The 15,335-nt window shown below is 36.0% G+C and carries 15 protein-coding genes; 12 read left to right on the forward strand and 3 right to left on the reverse strand.

What is annotated here, in order from left to right:
• Positions 1–103: 103 nt before the first annotated feature.
• The 6 genes from AC1DNH_RS01020 to AC1DNH_RS01045 all read left to right on the forward strand — a co-directional run bounded on the left by AC1DNH_RS01020 (position 104) and on the right by AC1DNH_RS01045 (position 5,669).
• The gene (locus tag AC1DNH_RS01020; protein ID WP_477581127.1) at positions 104–496 is read left to right on the forward strand and encodes a nuclear transport factor 2 family protein; all 393 of its coding nucleotides are present in this window, start codon (positions 104–106) and stop codon (positions 494–496) included.
• 360 nt (positions 497–856) lie between these two features.
• Positions 857–3,367, forward strand: coding sequence for a beta-L-arabinofuranosidase domain-containing protein (locus AC1DNH_RS01025; protein ID WP_477625082.1), 2,511 nt, complete (start codon positions 857–859; stop codon positions 3,365–3,367).
• A gap of 74 nt (positions 3,368–3,441) precedes the next feature.
• Complete coding sequence (locus tag AC1DNH_RS01030) at positions 3,442–4,305, forward strand: OmpA/MotB family protein (protein ID WP_477625083.1); 864 nt, start codon at positions 3,442–3,444, stop codon at positions 4,303–4,305.
• 120 nt (positions 4,306–4,425) lie between these two features.
• Complete coding sequence (locus AC1DNH_RS01035; RefSeq protein WP_477586199.1) at positions 4,426–5,007, forward strand: HPP family protein; 582 nt, start codon at positions 4,426–4,428, stop codon at positions 5,005–5,007.
• A gap of 220 nt (positions 5,008–5,227) precedes the next feature.
• Positions 5,228–5,359: a hypothetical protein gene (locus tag AC1DNH_RS01040; RefSeq protein ID WP_262897887.1), complete on the forward strand. Its 132-nt coding sequence runs from the start codon at positions 5,228–5,230 to the stop codon at positions 5,357–5,359.
• The gene (locus tag AC1DNH_RS01045) at positions 5,349–5,669 is read left to right on the forward strand and encodes a hypothetical protein (RefSeq protein WP_029276354.1); all 321 of its coding nucleotides are present in this window, start codon (positions 5,349–5,351) and stop codon (positions 5,667–5,669) included. The genes AC1DNH_RS01040 and AC1DNH_RS01045 overlap by 11 nt, the downstream gene beginning before the upstream one ends.
• Before the next feature lie 450 nt (positions 5,670–6,119).
• On the opposite strand, the gene AC1DNH_RS01050 is transcribed toward AC1DNH_RS01045, so the two are convergent.
• Positions 6,120–6,320 carry a DUF3606 domain-containing protein gene (locus AC1DNH_RS01050; RefSeq protein ID WP_029276356.1) on the reverse strand — a complete coding sequence of 67 codons (201 nt, stop codon included), beginning with the start codon at positions 6,318–6,320 and terminating at the stop codon, positions 6,120–6,122.
• 260 nt (positions 6,321–6,580) lie between these two features.
• On the opposite strand from AC1DNH_RS01050, the gene AC1DNH_RS01055 reads away from it, so the two are divergent.
• The gene (locus tag AC1DNH_RS01055; protein ID WP_477584398.1) at positions 6,581–6,826 is read left to right on the forward strand and encodes a hypothetical protein; all 246 of its coding nucleotides are present in this window, start codon (positions 6,581–6,583) and stop codon (positions 6,824–6,826) included.
• 36 nt (positions 6,827–6,862) lie between these two features.
• Here the strand turns inward: AC1DNH_RS01055 and AC1DNH_RS01060 are convergent, their stop codons facing one another.
• Positions 6,863–8,716 carry a PAS domain-containing sensor histidine kinase gene (locus AC1DNH_RS01060; protein ID WP_477584396.1) on the reverse strand — a complete coding sequence of 618 codons (1,854 nt, stop codon included), beginning with the start codon at positions 8,714–8,716 and terminating at the stop codon, positions 6,863–6,865.
• Positions 8,717–9,414: 698 nt separating this feature from the next.
• On the opposite strand from AC1DNH_RS01060, the gene AC1DNH_RS01065 reads away from it, so the two are divergent.
• The 5 genes from AC1DNH_RS01065 to AC1DNH_RS01085 all read left to right on the forward strand — a co-directional run bounded on the left by AC1DNH_RS01065 (position 9,415) and on the right by AC1DNH_RS01085 (position 14,481).
• Positions 9,415–9,984, forward strand: coding sequence for a UbiX family flavin prenyltransferase (locus tag AC1DNH_RS01065; protein ID WP_477584394.1), 570 nt, complete (start codon positions 9,415–9,417; stop codon positions 9,982–9,984).
• A gap of 50 nt (positions 9,985–10,034) precedes the next feature.
• On the forward strand, positions 10,035–10,580 hold the full coding sequence (locus AC1DNH_RS01070; RefSeq protein ID WP_477584392.1) for a hypothetical protein: 546 nt from the start codon (positions 10,035–10,037) through the stop codon (positions 10,578–10,580).
• Positions 10,581–10,809: 229 nt separating this feature from the next.
• Complete coding sequence (gene mtaB, locus AC1DNH_RS01075; RefSeq protein WP_477609474.1) at positions 10,810–12,132, forward strand: tRNA (N(6)-L-threonylcarbamoyladenosine(37)-C(2))-methylthiotransferase MtaB; 1,323 nt, start codon at positions 10,810–10,812, stop codon at positions 12,130–12,132.
• A 349-nt stretch (positions 12,133–12,481) separates the two neighbouring features.
• Positions 12,482–13,633, forward strand: a complete 1,152-nt coding sequence (locus AC1DNH_RS01080; protein WP_477584375.1) for a prolipoprotein diacylglyceryl transferase — start codon at positions 12,482–12,484, stop codon at positions 13,631–13,633.
• 56 nt (positions 13,634–13,689) lie between these two features.
• Complete coding sequence (locus tag AC1DNH_RS01085) at positions 13,690–14,481, forward strand: inositol monophosphatase family protein (protein WP_477584377.1); 792 nt, start codon at positions 13,690–13,692, stop codon at positions 14,479–14,481.
• A 216-nt stretch (positions 14,482–14,697) separates the two neighbouring features.
• On the opposite strand, the gene AC1DNH_RS01090 is transcribed toward AC1DNH_RS01085, so the two are convergent.
• Positions 14,698–15,249, reverse strand: coding sequence for a NifU family protein (locus AC1DNH_RS01090; RefSeq protein ID WP_057934267.1), 552 nt, complete (start codon positions 15,247–15,249; stop codon positions 14,698–14,700).
• Between the last annotated feature and the right edge of the window lie 86 nt (positions 15,250–15,335).

Below are 15,335 nucleotides of genomic sequence, written 5' to 3' on the forward strand. Positions count from 1 at the left end.
ATTTGTGCAATGTGTGTGGTTAAATCCGTGTAATGCAGGCAATATTTAAAGTTACGCTATTCTTTATGGCTTACTTTATATTTTTACTGGCTAACCGGAAATTATGCCAAATACTTTATCAGACCAGGAAACCATTCTCCTGATTGCCGACCTAGAAGAAAAATTATTAGATGGGTTTAAAAGAACAGACCTGAACACACTCGATTTATTGTTTGCCGATGGGATGCTTTTTCATGATCAGTATGGTAATGTGCTTGATAAAGAGATGGATCTGGAAGCTTACCGGAGTGGCATGATCAAAATTAATAAAATCAACGTATCCAAACGGGAAATACGTGTTTTTGAATCTATTGTTATTGTTTCTGCAAGTCTTTTTATTAAGGGAAGTTATTCAAATATTTTACTTAACGGCAAATATCAATGGTTAAGGGTTTGGGGTAAAGTGAGAGAAGATTGGAAAGTAATTTCTGCCAGTTGTACAAGCATTTCAGTATAAAATATTTGCTTAAAAATAAGAACGGGGAATAACCAATGGCTATCCCCCGATTCTAAATTAACGCTCTCTAGATCTAATATAGAACTAATCTCAGTTTCAACCAAAAGCTTGATGACAGAACAAGGCAAATGCTTACCCTGGCAAGTTAAAAATAGGTATATATCACAATCTGGTGTAAACCTCCAGGCTTGCAAACTGTATAATTTTTTACCTTTCAATTTATTATTTTCAGCCTTTAGGTTTGCTTTAACCAACTTAACATTGCTTTTTGAATTGTTTGAATATAAGATTACTAAATCGTTTTAATATTCGCTCATATTTATTAGTTTTATGAAATATTATCTAACCAATAATCCTTTTATGAAAAGAATATTTACCTCAATCTATTTTCTGGTTTCCTGTCTATCTATTCATACTTTGAATGCCCAGAATTTAACTGAATTCAACAAAAAACCCTTAAAACAGCATGTTTATGTGCAATTGCCCATAGGGAGTATTAAAGCCAAAGGATGGTTGTTAAAGCAACTAGAGCAGCAAAGAGATGGTGCAACGGGAATGGCAGAAGAGCTATACCCTGAAAAAGATAATCTGGGCAAAAACTCCGATTGGTTAGGAGGCGATGGGAATGGATGGGAGCGGGTACCATATTATGTTAAAGGTTTGGTAGCATTGGCTTATACCTTAGATGATCCTACGCTAAAAGAAAAAGCACAAAAGTACATTGATTGGACTTTGAACAATCAACAAGCCAACGGATTATTTGGCCCGCCGAAAATGAAAGATTGGTGGCCACGCATGCCAATGATGTATGCTTTGCAAAGCTATTACGAGGCCACAAATGATAAAAGGGTAATTCCTTTTCTCTCAAAATATTTCAAATATGAACTGGCTAATCTTGATGGCGATCCGTTAAAGGAATGGGGTAAATCAAGAGCAGGTGATAATATGGAAATAGCCATTTGGCTTTACAATAAAACCGGCAATCAGGATTTATTACGACTCGTAGAAAAGTTAAAACAACAGGCATACCCTTGGATCGATATTTATAGCAACAACGGGTTTTACTTTTTTGGTGATGATTTTCAGCCAAAACATATGGTTAATGTAGCTCAAGCCTTAAAATTCCCAGTGCTTTATGCTCAACTTCAAGATCGTGCTTCTAATCTTGAAGCACTTTCCAAAGGTATAGCGCACATTATGCACGACCATGGTCAGCCAGAAGGTTTAGGTTCAGGAACTGAATTTCTGGCGGGTACAAGCAGCATAGAAGGAGTAGAAACCTGTACTGTGGTAGAATGGATGCAGAGTTTAGAAACTGCGGCAAAGGTTATTCATGATGTCAGTATTGGCGATCAGTTGGAAAAAGTGGCCTTTAATGCATTACCTGCTCAGTTTAGCAGGGATTTTAAAAACCATTCATATTATACATTACCCAATCAGGTTCAAAGCATTCATGGGGAGCATGGCTTTAATCAAGATTATGGTTCAGGGATTGTTTCTAGTCCCTATTCAGGTTATGGATGCTGCCGCTATAACATGCATATGGGCTGGCCTTATTTTGTAAAAAGTAGTGTAGTGGCTACCCCTGAGAACGGCTTGGCAGTAATTACCTATGGCCCAATGGAAATAGAAACTGTGTTAGCCAACAATAAAAAAATAAAAATTACCGAAGAAACCAATTATCCCTTCGAAGAACAGATTAGGTTAAAAGTGGGGCTTACCACTTCTACATCCTTTCCATTGATTTTAAGAATCCCTGCGTGGAGTGTAAAACCAAGTATTAAATTAAATGGAACTATATTAAAAGGAGTAAAAGCCGGTGAAATGTTTACCATATCCCGCGAATGGAAAAATCAGGATCAATTAGAACTGAATTTCCCGATGCAAATTACGACTCAGGCTCAAGTAAACAATTCCATTAGTGTAGAACGTGGTCCTATTGTGTATGCATTAGAAATTAAGGCAGCAAATAAGGTAACCAAAACACATCCGGTTGCTGGTTTTACAGATTACGAAATCCGTCCGGAATTGGCGTGGAATTATGGTTTAGTATTAGATAAAGGTAATTTAAACAACGTTATCTTAGTGAAATCGACAATGCCCGAAAATCCTTTTATTGCAGCAAATGCACCGGTTAAATTAAAAGTTCGGGCAAAAAAGATTCCGTCATGGACGCTAGGATACAACAAAGTAGCCGCTTTTGATGTGCCTTTTAGTCCAATTTCCTCAACCGAAAAGCAAGAAGAAGTTACCTTGGTACCTTATGGATCTGAAAATATACGCCTAAGCTGTTTTCCTGTAATCGGTCAGCCAAAAAAAATAAATAAGGCTTTGGTCGAAAATTTTGATCAGGGAATGGCCAATAATTGGGTTTTTTATGGAGGTGGCTGGTTTTGGAAAGATGGACAGGTTAATTCGGCATCGAACGCAGGCTCTGGTGGTTATGGCATAAATGGATCTAAATATGTGGCTAATGAAACAGACTTTAAGGATTTTACTTACCAGGCAGATGTTAAAATCAATACTACCGGTGATGCTGGTTTAATGTTCAGGGTTTCTGACCCGGCAATTGGTGCCGATGCTTACCAAGGGTATTATGTGGGTTTGGATCAGTCTAATGGAACGGTACTGTTGGGAAAAGCCAACGGACAAAAATGGACCGTTATAAGTTCAGGAAAATATCCTGTTGAAATGAACGAAATGTATACCTTAAAGATAGTGGCGAAAGGAGATAAATTTGATGTTTTTATAAACGGGTCGGCAAAACCCATTCTTTCTGCAACAGATAGTCAATATCAATCTGGTAGTATAGGATTAAGAACGTATAAAGCTTTGGCTAGCTTCGATTCGGTAAAGATTAACGCTTTTTAACACCGGTTTAGGTCGGTATTGAACTTTGCGGCAAGGAATTTGTTAACCTACTATTAATAAATAAAAATAAGATTATGAAATTATACAAATCAATTCCCATAATGCTCTTTGCCATTGCGCTTGCAGCTGGTTGTGTAAGCAATAAGAAATATGCAGAACTTCAGGATACCTATTCCAAGCTGAGAGAAAGGAACCAGGAATTAAGTAATAAATACCAGGATAGCCAACGCGAGCTTAGTGGCAGCACCAGCAGGGTTAAAAGTTTAGAAGAACAGATCGCATCAGAAAAAGCCAATGTAACTGCATTGCAGGATGCTTTGAACAAATGTTTAAATTCTAGTAGCCAGGGCAATGTTAACATTTCGAAATTGGTTGATGAAATTAACAGTTCGAATAAATACATCAAACAACTGGTAAATGCTAAAAATAAAAGTGACTCACTTAATATGGTGTTGACTAATAATTTAACGCGATCATTAAGTAAAGAAGAGTTGGGAGATGTTGATGTACAGGTGCTTAAAGGCGTAGTTTATATCTCTTTAGCTGATAACATGTTGTATAAATCAGGTAGTTACGAAGTTTCCGATAAAGCGGGAGAAACTTTAAACAAAATCGCCAAAATCATTAAAGATTACGATACTTATGATGTGCTGATTGAAGGTAATACCGATAATGTGCCTATCGCTCAAACCAATATCCGAAACAACTGGGATTTAAGTGCCTTGCGTGCTTCATCAGTGGTTCAGGTATTGCAAACCAAATATGCTGTCGATCCTAGACGGTTAACCGCAGGCGGACGTGGCGAATTTAATCCAATTGCTGATAATACAACAGCAGGAGGGAAAGCGAAAAACAGACGTACACAGATCATTATTACACCTAAATTAGATCAGTTTATGGATCTGATCGGAAAAGCGCCTGAGCAATCTCAAAAATAAAATCAGAAATAATAATCATTTTAAAGGGTTGAAATTAATTTTTCAGCCCTTTTTTATTTATAAAGCTTTCTCTTTTCCCTTGTATATTTTGCTAATTTTGCACGCGCTCCAGTACAGGTTATGAGAACACGAATAAGAAAGCACCTTCGCACAGCAAAATATATTGTTTACAAAGAAACTTTAGTAGATTTTAAAGAACACGTTTGGACATTTATTGGAGCGTTTTTAGGTATTGGCATTATTGGCATACTCCATTCTAAATACTTTACCGCCAACGATAATCTATTTCTTATCGGTTCATTTGGTGCCTCATCGGTACTTATTTATGGAATTATAAACAGCCCACTGGCACAGCCGAGGAATTTAATCGGTGGGCATGTGATTTGTGCATTGGTAGGCGTTACCGTTCATAAACTTATTCCCGGCGAAGTGTGGTTATCTTCTGCCTTGTCGGTTTCTTTATCTATTGTATTGATGCAGATTACCAAAACACTGCATCCCCCAGGCGGGGCTACCGCACTAATAGCCAATATCGGGTCTGCTAAAATCCATTCGTTAGGTTATTTGTACGTACTGTGCCCGGTTTTATCTGGCGCCAGTATTTTACTGTTAGTCGCTATAATGATAAACAACAGAACATCGCATCGCAGTTACCCTAATAATAAAAAATGGTATAGGGTTTGGCATCGCTATCGCAGGTAAAATATATCTCGATAACCATATTGATATGACGATTTTAGCCTATTATAAATGTATATTTGATTATGTCAGTAATTAATAATCTAATTACATTGCTTTTCTCTCGCTGATGTGCCATTGCGGTATTCTCTAATCTTAAATTTTAGATGAGTATTTTTTTATTCCAATCACCGAATTGTTTATGCAATGATGATTGGTCTTATCAAACTGTAATCATTTAAAGATGAGTAGAGACAAAAAGAAAGAGGCTGGTGTTAATAAAAAAGCACCGTCTGATTATCAATCAGGTAAAGGTAAGTCGGCAAAGGTCGAGATAGATCTGTTTGCAAAAAAGCCAGGTAAAAATGGCAAGTAACGATCCGAAAGTTCAGGCAAAAGTTTTTTTGTACGAACTTAATAATACAAGGCACGAATATGGTTTTTCTGCAACTGAAGAATGGACTTTAGATTTGGCGACAAATAATCAGAAAAAGGACCTGGAGAATAAATATTATCCCTTATTATCCTTAACCATAGTACCAGAAAACATAATTGGGATACTCGATCTGTTGCAAGAGAAGCTTGGAACCGCAGTTACCAACATCAAGGATAACCTTAATCCCAAGAAAATTTCAAAAGAATCTGTTAATCTATTGGCTTATTGTACAGGAAGATTAAAGTATTAATCGTAAAATAGAAGAAGCTGTATCATTACAATGAATCGCCATCTCGACTGTAGTGGAGAGATCTTTTTAATATAGTCCAAAGATCTCTCCACTACGCTTTGCTCCGGTCGAGATGACGCCGATTTTTAGGTGCTGTCAATAGTAGCCTTTCGGAGGCAGGTTTAGTGCATTTTTAAGCGTTTGGACAAGCTCTCCGTAGGAGTCCTTTGGACAACGCGATAAATTCGATTGAAATAAATTTTATGACTACAGAGGATGTAGATCTTTTAGCAGCACTCGCTGTTTTTGTTGTAGTTGCAATTTTGTAATTCTTTATATTATATATAAAGAGCCATTGCAATGATGAAAAAATTAAAAACCATCTCATTTAAATGCAAAGAAGTACTTGCCGCCGTTAATACGCTAAATGAAATATAACTTTCTAATCAGATAATTATACTGATTTAACAATCAGGAAATGCTGATTTTTTTCTTTTGCTGGTTTAAATAAGCTGTAATTTGATTTAACATAATGCTTCTTGTTGCCCTAACCGCAGATTTCAAAACTTCAGAACTTACGCCTAAACGTTTAGCCCAATAATTTCGATCCGTTTCTTCGGATAATAAGATGATTTCTTCTTTAATGCTCGGGGTTTGGATGAGATTTTTCATGATTGGGATGATTAATTCAGTTAATAACACGCACAAGCTCGATTTGGTTCAATAAAAATAGTTTTTTTTATTTGTAATAACAATTTGTAAACCAGCTGTTTGAAAAAAAAATAACATTTCAATCATAATTAAAATAACGTCAAAATCGTTCATTCTCTTCTATTAATTCGTTTTAGTAATCATAAAAGGTGTAAGAAATATTAATAATTATACAAAAAAATAATTTTATGTATCTTTAATTATACGTAAAATGACTATAATTGTCTGTTATTTATAAAAAATATTCTGTAATGGGCGATATGAGGAAGGGAGACGTTACTCAAATTGACTTTGAATATGGACACGGAATCATTATTGACGAAAATGGCCAGGATATTCACTTTCAATTAGATAATATATCTGATCAAATTAATATAAATTCGAAAATAATTTTTGAAATAGAATTACACAAACGTGGTTTGGTAGCGGTTAATGTTAAATTAGAAATGGAAGAAATAAGAGGTTAGTTTCACTTGCCCAAAGTAAATTAATGTTAAACATTATTATAGGTCATTTGCAGCGGGTAAGCTGAAATAAAATGTAGAACCTTTACCCAATTTGCTTTCTGCCCAAATTTTTCCCTGATGTCTTTCAATTACTTCGGCACAGATATACAGGCCAACACCAAATCCTGCAATTGTTTTAGTGTCGGGGCTCTCTACGCGGTAAAAGCGGTCAAAAAGTTTGGGTATATCATTTTCCCCAATGCCTATACCTTCATCTTCCACACTAACAACTACATAATCCTTTTGTGTTTCGCACTTTATCGCAATTAAAGAGTTCTTTTTTGAGTATTTCGCTGCATTTCCAATCAGGTTAGTGATCACATTGCCGATTTTCTCCATATCGGCATTTACAATCATTTCTTCCGTACCAATCACCTGGATGAAATGGCTGGGTAAAACAATTCTATTTTCTTCAGCTATGGTTTTAATCAAATGAACTAGGTCAAAATTTGTTTTGTTCAATAAAATTTTGCCAGCTTCAAGTAAGGATACATTTAAAAAGCCATCAATCATTAACGACATTCTTTTTAACTGAACATTTACCTTGTCAAGTATCTGAATGGTGAATTCGTTATCCGTTTCTTTAAATTTATGCTGTAAAAGTTGTACATAAGCACTTAACGATGTTAATGGAGTTTTAAGCTCGTGACTTACCATACCGATAAAGTCGTTTTTTCTAATTTCGTCCTGTTTATGTTCTGTAATATCCAAAACAGCTCCGGCAATATAAACGGCTTTTCCTTGTTCGTTATAATAGGCTTTTCCTGCTGTTCTTAACCATTTGCTTTTAGCGCTTATGCCATTCAGATTAATCTGATATTCGATGTTAAAAGCATTTCGATGGTGTAATGCACGTCTGATGCCACTGGTAAGGTGCCCGATGTCTTCCATAGATATCAATGATTTGGCTTCTTCTATACCCAACCTGTTATTTTCCAGTTCGTAAATTTGTTGTGCCCTTTCCGATAAAAGTATCTGTTTGCTTTCCAGATCGATATTCCATGAACCCATTTCTGATGCATCCATGGCTATTTTTAAAATGTCTTTAGCTTTAAGTAGTTCTTTTTTAAAATTTACCTGCTCCGTAATATCTTTGATAATCACTAAAATTCTGCTTACTTCATTTTTATCATTTTTTAACGGCTCATAAAAAGCTATAAAATAACCGTCTGAAATAGGTGTCGAAATTTTTAATTCATTGATTGTTAAGGGTTGGCCGTTTTTAAAAATATCTTTTACATGGGCTACAAGTGCTTGTTGTTTTTCGAGCTCTGGTCGTGCCTTTTCTTGTGGAATCCCGATTACTTCTTTCCTTGTCTTGCCCCAAAGTTTTAATATATTATCGTTTGCATATTCTGTAATAAGCTCCGGACCTTTTAATACGCACATGCCCAGAGGGGCCTGCTCAAAAAATCCTCTGAAACGTGCTTCACTTTCTGAAAGTTCAAATAAAATATGCTCAAGGTCATTTTCATCTAACGGAATTTCCCTTAATGAACAGATGATATATTCAACCGGGCGATCGTTTTGTAATACCGGCGAGAATTCCAATTCCCATTTTACATTTGGCGAGTTAGAATAGATGGGATGAATAACCAGTGTAGCTTTTGCTTTAAGCTCACTTACTTTCTGAACTGTTTTAATCAGAAGTACCTTTTCAGTAGCAGACAGGAGGTTTGGGATAATGTTAATATCATAGAATTTTAATTTTCCACCAATCCGCCCAATTAAAGCTTGGTAAGCATCGTTATGTTCTACCACCACCAATATCGGTTTTACCTTAAAAATAATTATGGGGTTCTTAGAGTGTTTTAACAGTGCTTTTAAGAATGGAGAGGCTAAATCTATCATAAATTTAAGTTGACACTTTTTCAAATATAATCGTTAAGCAGCTAATCACCAACCGATTTGTAAGGATGATATAATATTTATCATACAGAACGGTATAAATAGTAAGTGTGATGTTTTTCTGTTTGATTGTAAGTTGTTGTGGTTCAGTATTTAGTCGCTGGTCTGTTATCGTTAAACATTCATACATATAAGGGAGTATAAAAAATGGTATATAATATTTCGTTTGCTCTTCAGTTACGAAAGAGCATTCATTCGAGATTATATTTGTAAAATCGCCAGAATGTTTTTATGCAATCGAATTGATTTTATGTTATATCAATATGAAAAAATTGTAAAGTCAAAAGTGTAAAAATCAGTAGCCTAATTATAAAGTAGGACCTTACTTGGTGTTTGTGACTGATTTGTAAGACAATCTTAAGCGAGAATTTGTTGAAAATGATGTCTTTTTAAGTAGAAAAAAAGCTTTTATGTATTTTTTCTTTAAAATTATTTATCTGGTAATCAGTTATTTATGTTTTGTTTTTAAATTAAATGTTTGATTTAAGCGATTTAACATTTCTTGCTTAAATTTTTTTAAAAATTTATATATATTTGTTCTTACCCTTTCGAGGGTATGTTTTTCATAGGTAGATGTAGGGTCAGAACAATGTTCTGGCCCTTTTTTGTTTTAATGGATTTAGAAAAACTATTTTTGTGTTATGATGAAAAAGAAAGTGATTGTTGCGGTTACAGGGGCCAGCGGTTCTATTTATGCAAAAGTTTTATTTGATCGGTTATTAACATTAAAAGATCAGATTGAGGTTGTTGGTGTAGTGATGAGCGACAATGCAAAAGCGGTTTGGCAATTCGAACTGGGAAACCAGGATTATAACCATTTTAAAGACTTTACCTTTTATAACAAAAACGATTTTAATGCTCCTTTTGCCTCAGGGTCGGCAAAATACGATACCATGATTATTATTCCTTGTTCTATGGGAACTTTGGGTAGGGTAGCACATGGAATATCGAACGATTTGATTTCAAGGGCAGCAGACGTTGTGTTAAAAGAACGCAGGAAATTAATAGCTGTAGTAAGAGATACCCCGTTCAGTTTAATCCATATCAACAATATGAAAACCGTAACCGAAGCGGGTGGAATCATCTGTCCGGCCAATCCGTCTTTTTACAGTTTGCCTCAAACAATAGAAGAAGTTGCCGGTACGGTAATTAGCCGGGTGTTAGACCTGGCAGGTTTCGAGCAGGAAAGTTATCGGTGGCAGGAGCAGTAATTGGTATTTTGCCAAAGTTTAAATATTTTTGACCGATTTAAATCAAACTCATGAAACTATTTTTACGCTCTATCTTATGCTGCGCAATGTTATGCCCTTTTTTTTCTCAGGTTAAGGCCCAGCAGGATTTTCTGATTAATTCAAAAAACGACACTTTAAAAGGTGAAATAAAAAAACAATTTATTGGTTTTTATAGATTCAAGCCAGAAGGAGGCACCAGTTTTAATAAGATCCCAATGCGCGAGACAAAAGAATTTTATAAGGTAGAAAAAGAGATAAATTATCTTGTTAAAGTACGTCCCGACAAAAGAAGCCCTGACTTTTTACAAAGATTGGTTAAAGGCAAAATTGATTTGTTCGAATATTACAGACAGAGTGGTAATAATCAGGTTGATATTGTTTGGTATGCAAGTAAAGAAAATGGAGAACTGTTTGAGGTAAAAAGCAACCATATCTTCGGTTCTCGCAATGATCGCAAAGATAGGTTATACAACTTAATAAGTGATAAACCAGAACTTTTAGAGAAATTCAAAAAAGATGATAGTTATAGCTTTGAAGCCGTAAAAGAATGCATTAAACTATACAATTCAAATTAAATAGCCGATACCCCCATGCTAAAATTAAGCTTTATTATAGTCGTTTTATTAGTTTCAGGCATATGTTTGTCTGGCTGTAAAAAAAGAGCCTGCCCTGAAGGAATGCACGAGTTGCGTTTAAAGGATGGTACTACTATATGCGTTCCAAACAATTTATAGTCTGTAATTTGTCAGTTCTCAAAACTCAAAACCAACAACTCCGAACAAATTTCCTATCTTTGCAGCCTCAATGAAAAAGGTCGCATTTTATACATTAGGTTGTAAACTAAATTTCTCTGAAACATCAACTATTGGTCGGTTATTTACCGATGCGGGTTATGCTGTAGTAGAGTTTCAGGATCAGGCCGATGTTTATGTGATTAACACCTGCTCTGTTACAGAGCATGCCGATAAAAAATGCCGTAAAGTTGTTAAAGAAGCTTTAAAATATTCTCCTAATGCTTTTGTAACCATTGTAGGCTGCTATGCGCAGTTAAAACCACAAGAAATTGCCGAAATAGAAGGTGTTGATATGGTTTTGGGCGCTGCAGAAAAATTCAGGATAGTAGAATATATTACCGATTTAACCAAGCAACCAAAAACCCTTATTCATCAGCAAAATATAGAGAAAGTAAACCATAATTTTATTGCCTCTTATTCTATTGGTGATAGGACACGTACTTTTTTGAAAGTACAAGATGGTTGCGATTATCCTTGTACATACTGTACCATTCCTTTAGCGCGCGGTGCAAGTCGTAGCGATACCATTGAAAATGTGGTGAATCGCGCAAAAATGATTGCAGATAGCGGTGTTAAAGAAATTGTTTTAACTGGTGTAAATCTTGGCGATTTCGGAATTAGAAACGGTCAGCGTGAAGATAAATTTTTTGACCTTGTTAAGGCTTTAGATGAGGTAGAAGGAATTGAAAGAATCCGTATTTCATCTATTGAGCCAAATCTTTTGAGCAATGAGATCATTCAGTTTGTATCCACTTCGAAAAGGTTTGTTCCGCATTTTCATATTCCCTTACAATCGGGTTCTGATAAAATTTTAGGTTTAATGCGCCGTCGTTACCGTAGCGATTTGTATGTAGAACGTGTTGCCAAAATTAAGGAAGTAATGCCTCATTGTTGTATTGGTGTTGATGTGATTGTCGGTTTTCCTGGTGAAACGAAAGAAGATTTCTTGGATACCTATCAATTTTTAAATCAGCTTGATATTTCTTATCTACACGTATTTACTTACTCTGAGCGCGAATTAACAGCTGCAGCCGAAATGAAAGGTGTTGTGGCGGGCAGCGAGCGTAATGAGCGCAGTAAAATGCTCCATATTTTATCTGATAAAAAACGTAGGGCTTTCTACGAATCTCAAATTGGTGCTGAAGCTGAAGTGCTTTTCGAGGCAGATCAAAAATCGGGTTACATGCACGGTTTTACCAAAAACTATGTAAAAGTACGTGCAAAATACGATCCGGTTATGGTAAATGAATTGAAAGCGGTTAAGCTTTTAGAAATTACTGCCGAAGGAGAAGTAGAAGTTGCCGAATTGGAAACTACTCACGCACATCACTAGTTTAGTCATAAGGCATTAGTCAGAAGTCTTAAGTCAAAGATTCTTCAAATGAAGGAAAAGGAAGACTTGTTTTTGGGATCTGTCATTTAACGCTTAATTACACCCCTAAGAACTACTGTGATCAGTTACTAAACCTGATCGCAGCGAACACGAAGTAAAGCGTAGAGCGGGGCTGTACTAACCGATGAAATACAGAACCACTCTTTTCCAAAATAAAAAAAATAGATTTCTACACGCTTTTTCTGGCTTTCAACTAAGCGCTTTGGTCTTTCTTCTTCAGTCTTTAAGCTTTCTGCTTTAATCTTTCAGCTTTGGTCTTTCTTTCCTATCTTCGCAACAAATTATTTGTATGTTTCCTACCGTTTCACATTTTTTAGAATACTTATTCGGCATTAATTTACCGCTTCCATTTAATACTTTCGGTGTTTTTGTAGCACTGGCGTTTGTTGCTGGTTACTGGGCTTTCACCAAAGAGCTTAAGCGTAAGGAAGCATTAGGCATACTCCACCCAATTAAAAAGACAATTGTGGTTGGCAAACCTGCTACTACATCAGAGTTGATCATGAATGGCCTTTTCGGCTTCGTTATTGGTTATAAACTGGTTTATGCGTTGTTAAACTACAAACTTTTTGTAAATGATGCACAGTCGATTTTAATGTCGACCAAAGGAAATATAATTGGTGGGTTGTTTTTTGCAGGGCTGTTTGCTTATTGGGATTATACCGAAAAGAATAAACACAAGCTGGATAAACCAAAAGAAACACAGGTAACCATCCACCCGTACCAAACCATGAGTAACCTGATTGTTTGGGCGGCTATATGGGGTTTTTTAGGGGCAAAGTTTTTCGATAACCTAGAGTATTGGGATGATTTTGTTCAACATCCCATCGAACGGTTATTATCTTTTAGTGGTTTAACTTTTTATGGTGGTTTAATTTGCGGCGGTGCGGCTGTATTAATTATTGCTAAAAGAAATGGTATTAAACCGCTCCATATGCTTGATGTAGGTGGGCCGGGAATGATGCTGGCTTATGCTGTAGGCCGTATTGGTTGCCACTTAGCCGGCGATGGCGACTGGGGGATTGTAAATTCAAATCCAAAACCATTTTCCTGGCTTCCAGACTGGTTGTGGTCTTACAAATATCCGAATAATGTGGTAGGCGAAGGCATTCCGATTCCTGGTTGTACCGGTAAGTTCTGTAACGAATTGGCACAAGGTGTATACCCGACACCAATTTACGAAGTAATTATATGTTTAATCCTTTTTGCCTTTTTATGGAAGATTAGGGATAAAATAAAAGCACCTGGTTTAATGTTTGGTATTTACATGATCTTAAACGGTATGGAACGTTTCTGCATCGAATTAATCCGTGTAAATTCAAAATATCATGTTTTTGGTTTACCCCCTTTCACCCAGGCAGAAATGATTTCTACTTTTCTTGTTGTTGGCGGTATAGCACTAAGTGCTTATGCTTTAAGGAACAAGAATCAACTGGCTTAAATACCTATAAGTTTATTTCTCATCCAATAAACGCCTCGTTTTATTGTTAAATAGTTATGAATTACGAATTACTGTGCACAAAAGTAATATCGATTGTAAGGCTTACTGGAAACTTTATCCGTAAAGAAGCGCTGCAGTTCGATGTTCAAAAAATAGAATACAAAGGATTAAATGATATGGTTTCTTATGTTGATAAAACAGCAGAACAGAAACTGGTTCAAAATCTCGAAAAATTGATTCCTGATGCAGGTTTTATAACCGAAGAGAAAACCATTAACCGTACTGGTAAAACCTACACCTGGATAATTGATCCCTTGGATGGTACAACCAATTTTATCCATGGCATTCCAGCTTATGGTATAAGTGTAGCACTTTATGAAGATGGATTACCCGTTATCGGCGTAGTTTACGAGTTAAATAGGGGAGAAATGTTTTATTCATATAAAGGTGGGCCTGCCCTTATGAATAAGAAAGAAATTAAAGTTTCTACTAATCCTGATCTAAAATCGAGTTTATTGGCAACAGGTTTTCCGTATTATCAGTTTGATAAACAGCCTCAATATTTAAAATTATTGACCGAAATGATGCAGAAAAGCCATGGTGTACGTAGAATTGGTGCAGCAGCAATAGATCTGGTATATACAGCCTGTGGACGTTTCGATGCTTTTTTTGAATACAATCTGCAACAATGGGATTTTGCAGCCGGATGCTTTATTGTGCAGCAGGCAGGAGGAGAGGTTTACGATTTTGCTGGTGGAAATGATTACTTTGAAAAAAGAGAGATTTTGGCTACCAATGGTAAACTTACCGCTGAGATGTTAACTGCGATTAAGCAGTACTTTAATTAATGGCGTCACCCTGACCTGTAGCGCAGTGGAAAGCTACGCAGTAAACCGATCTTTAAGCGAGCTCACCGAAGGTAATTTCTTTCAGGGTCTGAACTTGAAGATGCTGAAAGAAATTTAGCATGACGAACATCTACAGGACGGCAGATTTGCAATAAAAAAAGGTCCCGATTCTCATCGGGACCTTTTCACTATATGTACTATGAAAAATGCACAATTTTAAAGCGCTTCAGAAACTACTTCTGTAACTTCTGGTACCATTCTCTGCAATAAGTTTTGGATACCAGATTTAAGCGTAATTGTAGAAGATGGACAACCGCTGCAAGAACCGCGTAATTCTACCGTAACCACACCTTCATCGAAAGATTTGTATGTAATTGCACCACCATCCTGTTCAACAGCCGGGCGTACATAATCGTGCAGAATCTGCTGAATTTTAATTTCGGTTTCTGTACCCTCAAAAGCAGGGGCTTCTTCGGTAGTTGCTTCTTTAATTTTTAATTCAGATTCTACAGCTCCCTTAACAAATTCTTTTAAAATAGCTTCAATATCAGCCCATTCTGCATCATCTGTTTTGGTAATGGTAACAAAATTGCTGGCGAAAAAAACGCCAGAAACAAAGTTGAACTTAAATAACTCTTTAGCAAAAGGCGAATGTTCTGCACTTTCTTTAGTTGCAAAATCCTCACTGCCATTTATTAACAGCTTGTTTACCATGAATTTCATGGTAGCTGGATTTGGAGTCTGTTCTGTATATACGTTAATCGTCATGTCTTAATCAATTTGAATAAACAAAATTAACAATTACTCACTAATAAAACCTTTGTAAGCTGTCTGCTTAACGTCAATTTAATTTA

The organism is Pedobacter sp. 01N310 (assembly GCF_056399805.1).

What these genes read in the sequence shown, in the direction of transcription:
- AC1DNH_RS01020 (WP_477581127.1), top strand. Translation starts at nt 104, where the DNA reads ATGCCAAATACTTTATCAGACCAGGAAACCATTCTCCTGATTGCCGAC.
- AC1DNH_RS01025 (WP_477625082.1), top strand. Translation starts at nt 857, where the DNA reads ATGAAAAGAATATTTACCTCAATCTATTTTCTGGTTTCCTGTCTATCT.
- AC1DNH_RS01030 (WP_477625083.1), top strand. Translation starts at nt 3,442, where the DNA reads ATGAAATTATACAAATCAATTCCCATAATGCTCTTTGCCATTGCGCTT.
- AC1DNH_RS01035 (WP_477586199.1), top strand. Translation starts at nt 4,426, where the DNA reads ATGAGAACACGAATAAGAAAGCACCTTCGCACAGCAAAATATATTGTT.
- AC1DNH_RS01040 (WP_262897887.1), top strand. Translation starts at nt 5,228, where the DNA reads ATGAGTAGAGACAAAAAGAAAGAGGCTGGTGTTAATAAAAAAGCACCG.
- AC1DNH_RS01045 (WP_029276354.1), top strand. Translation starts at nt 5,349, where the DNA reads ATGGCAAGTAACGATCCGAAAGTTCAGGCAAAAGTTTTTTTGTACGAA.
- AC1DNH_RS01050 (WP_029276356.1), bottom strand. Translation starts at nt 6,320, where the DNA reads ATGAAAAATCTCATCCAAACCCCGAGCATTAAAGAAGAAATCATCTTA.
- AC1DNH_RS01060 (WP_477584396.1), bottom strand. Translation starts at nt 8,716, where the DNA reads ATGATAGATTTAGCCTCTCCATTCTTAAAAGCACTGTTAAAACACTCT.
- AC1DNH_RS01065 (WP_477584394.1), top strand. Translation starts at nt 9,415, where the DNA reads ATGATGAAAAAGAAAGTGATTGTTGCGGTTACAGGGGCCAGCGGTTCT.
- AC1DNH_RS01070 (WP_477584392.1), top strand. Translation starts at nt 10,035, where the DNA reads ATGAAACTATTTTTACGCTCTATCTTATGCTGCGCAATGTTATGCCCT.
- mtaB (WP_477609474.1), top strand. Translation starts at nt 10,810, where the DNA reads ATGAAAAAGGTCGCATTTTATACATTAGGTTGTAAACTAAATTTCTCT.
- AC1DNH_RS01080 (WP_477584375.1), top strand. Translation starts at nt 12,482, where the DNA reads ATGTTTCCTACCGTTTCACATTTTTTAGAATACTTATTCGGCATTAAT.
- AC1DNH_RS01085 (WP_477584377.1), top strand. Translation starts at nt 13,690, where the DNA reads ATGAATTACGAATTACTGTGCACAAAAGTAATATCGATTGTAAGGCTT.
- AC1DNH_RS01090 (WP_057934267.1), bottom strand. Translation starts at nt 15,249, where the DNA reads ATGACGATTAACGTATATACAGAACAGACTCCAAATCCAGCTACCATG.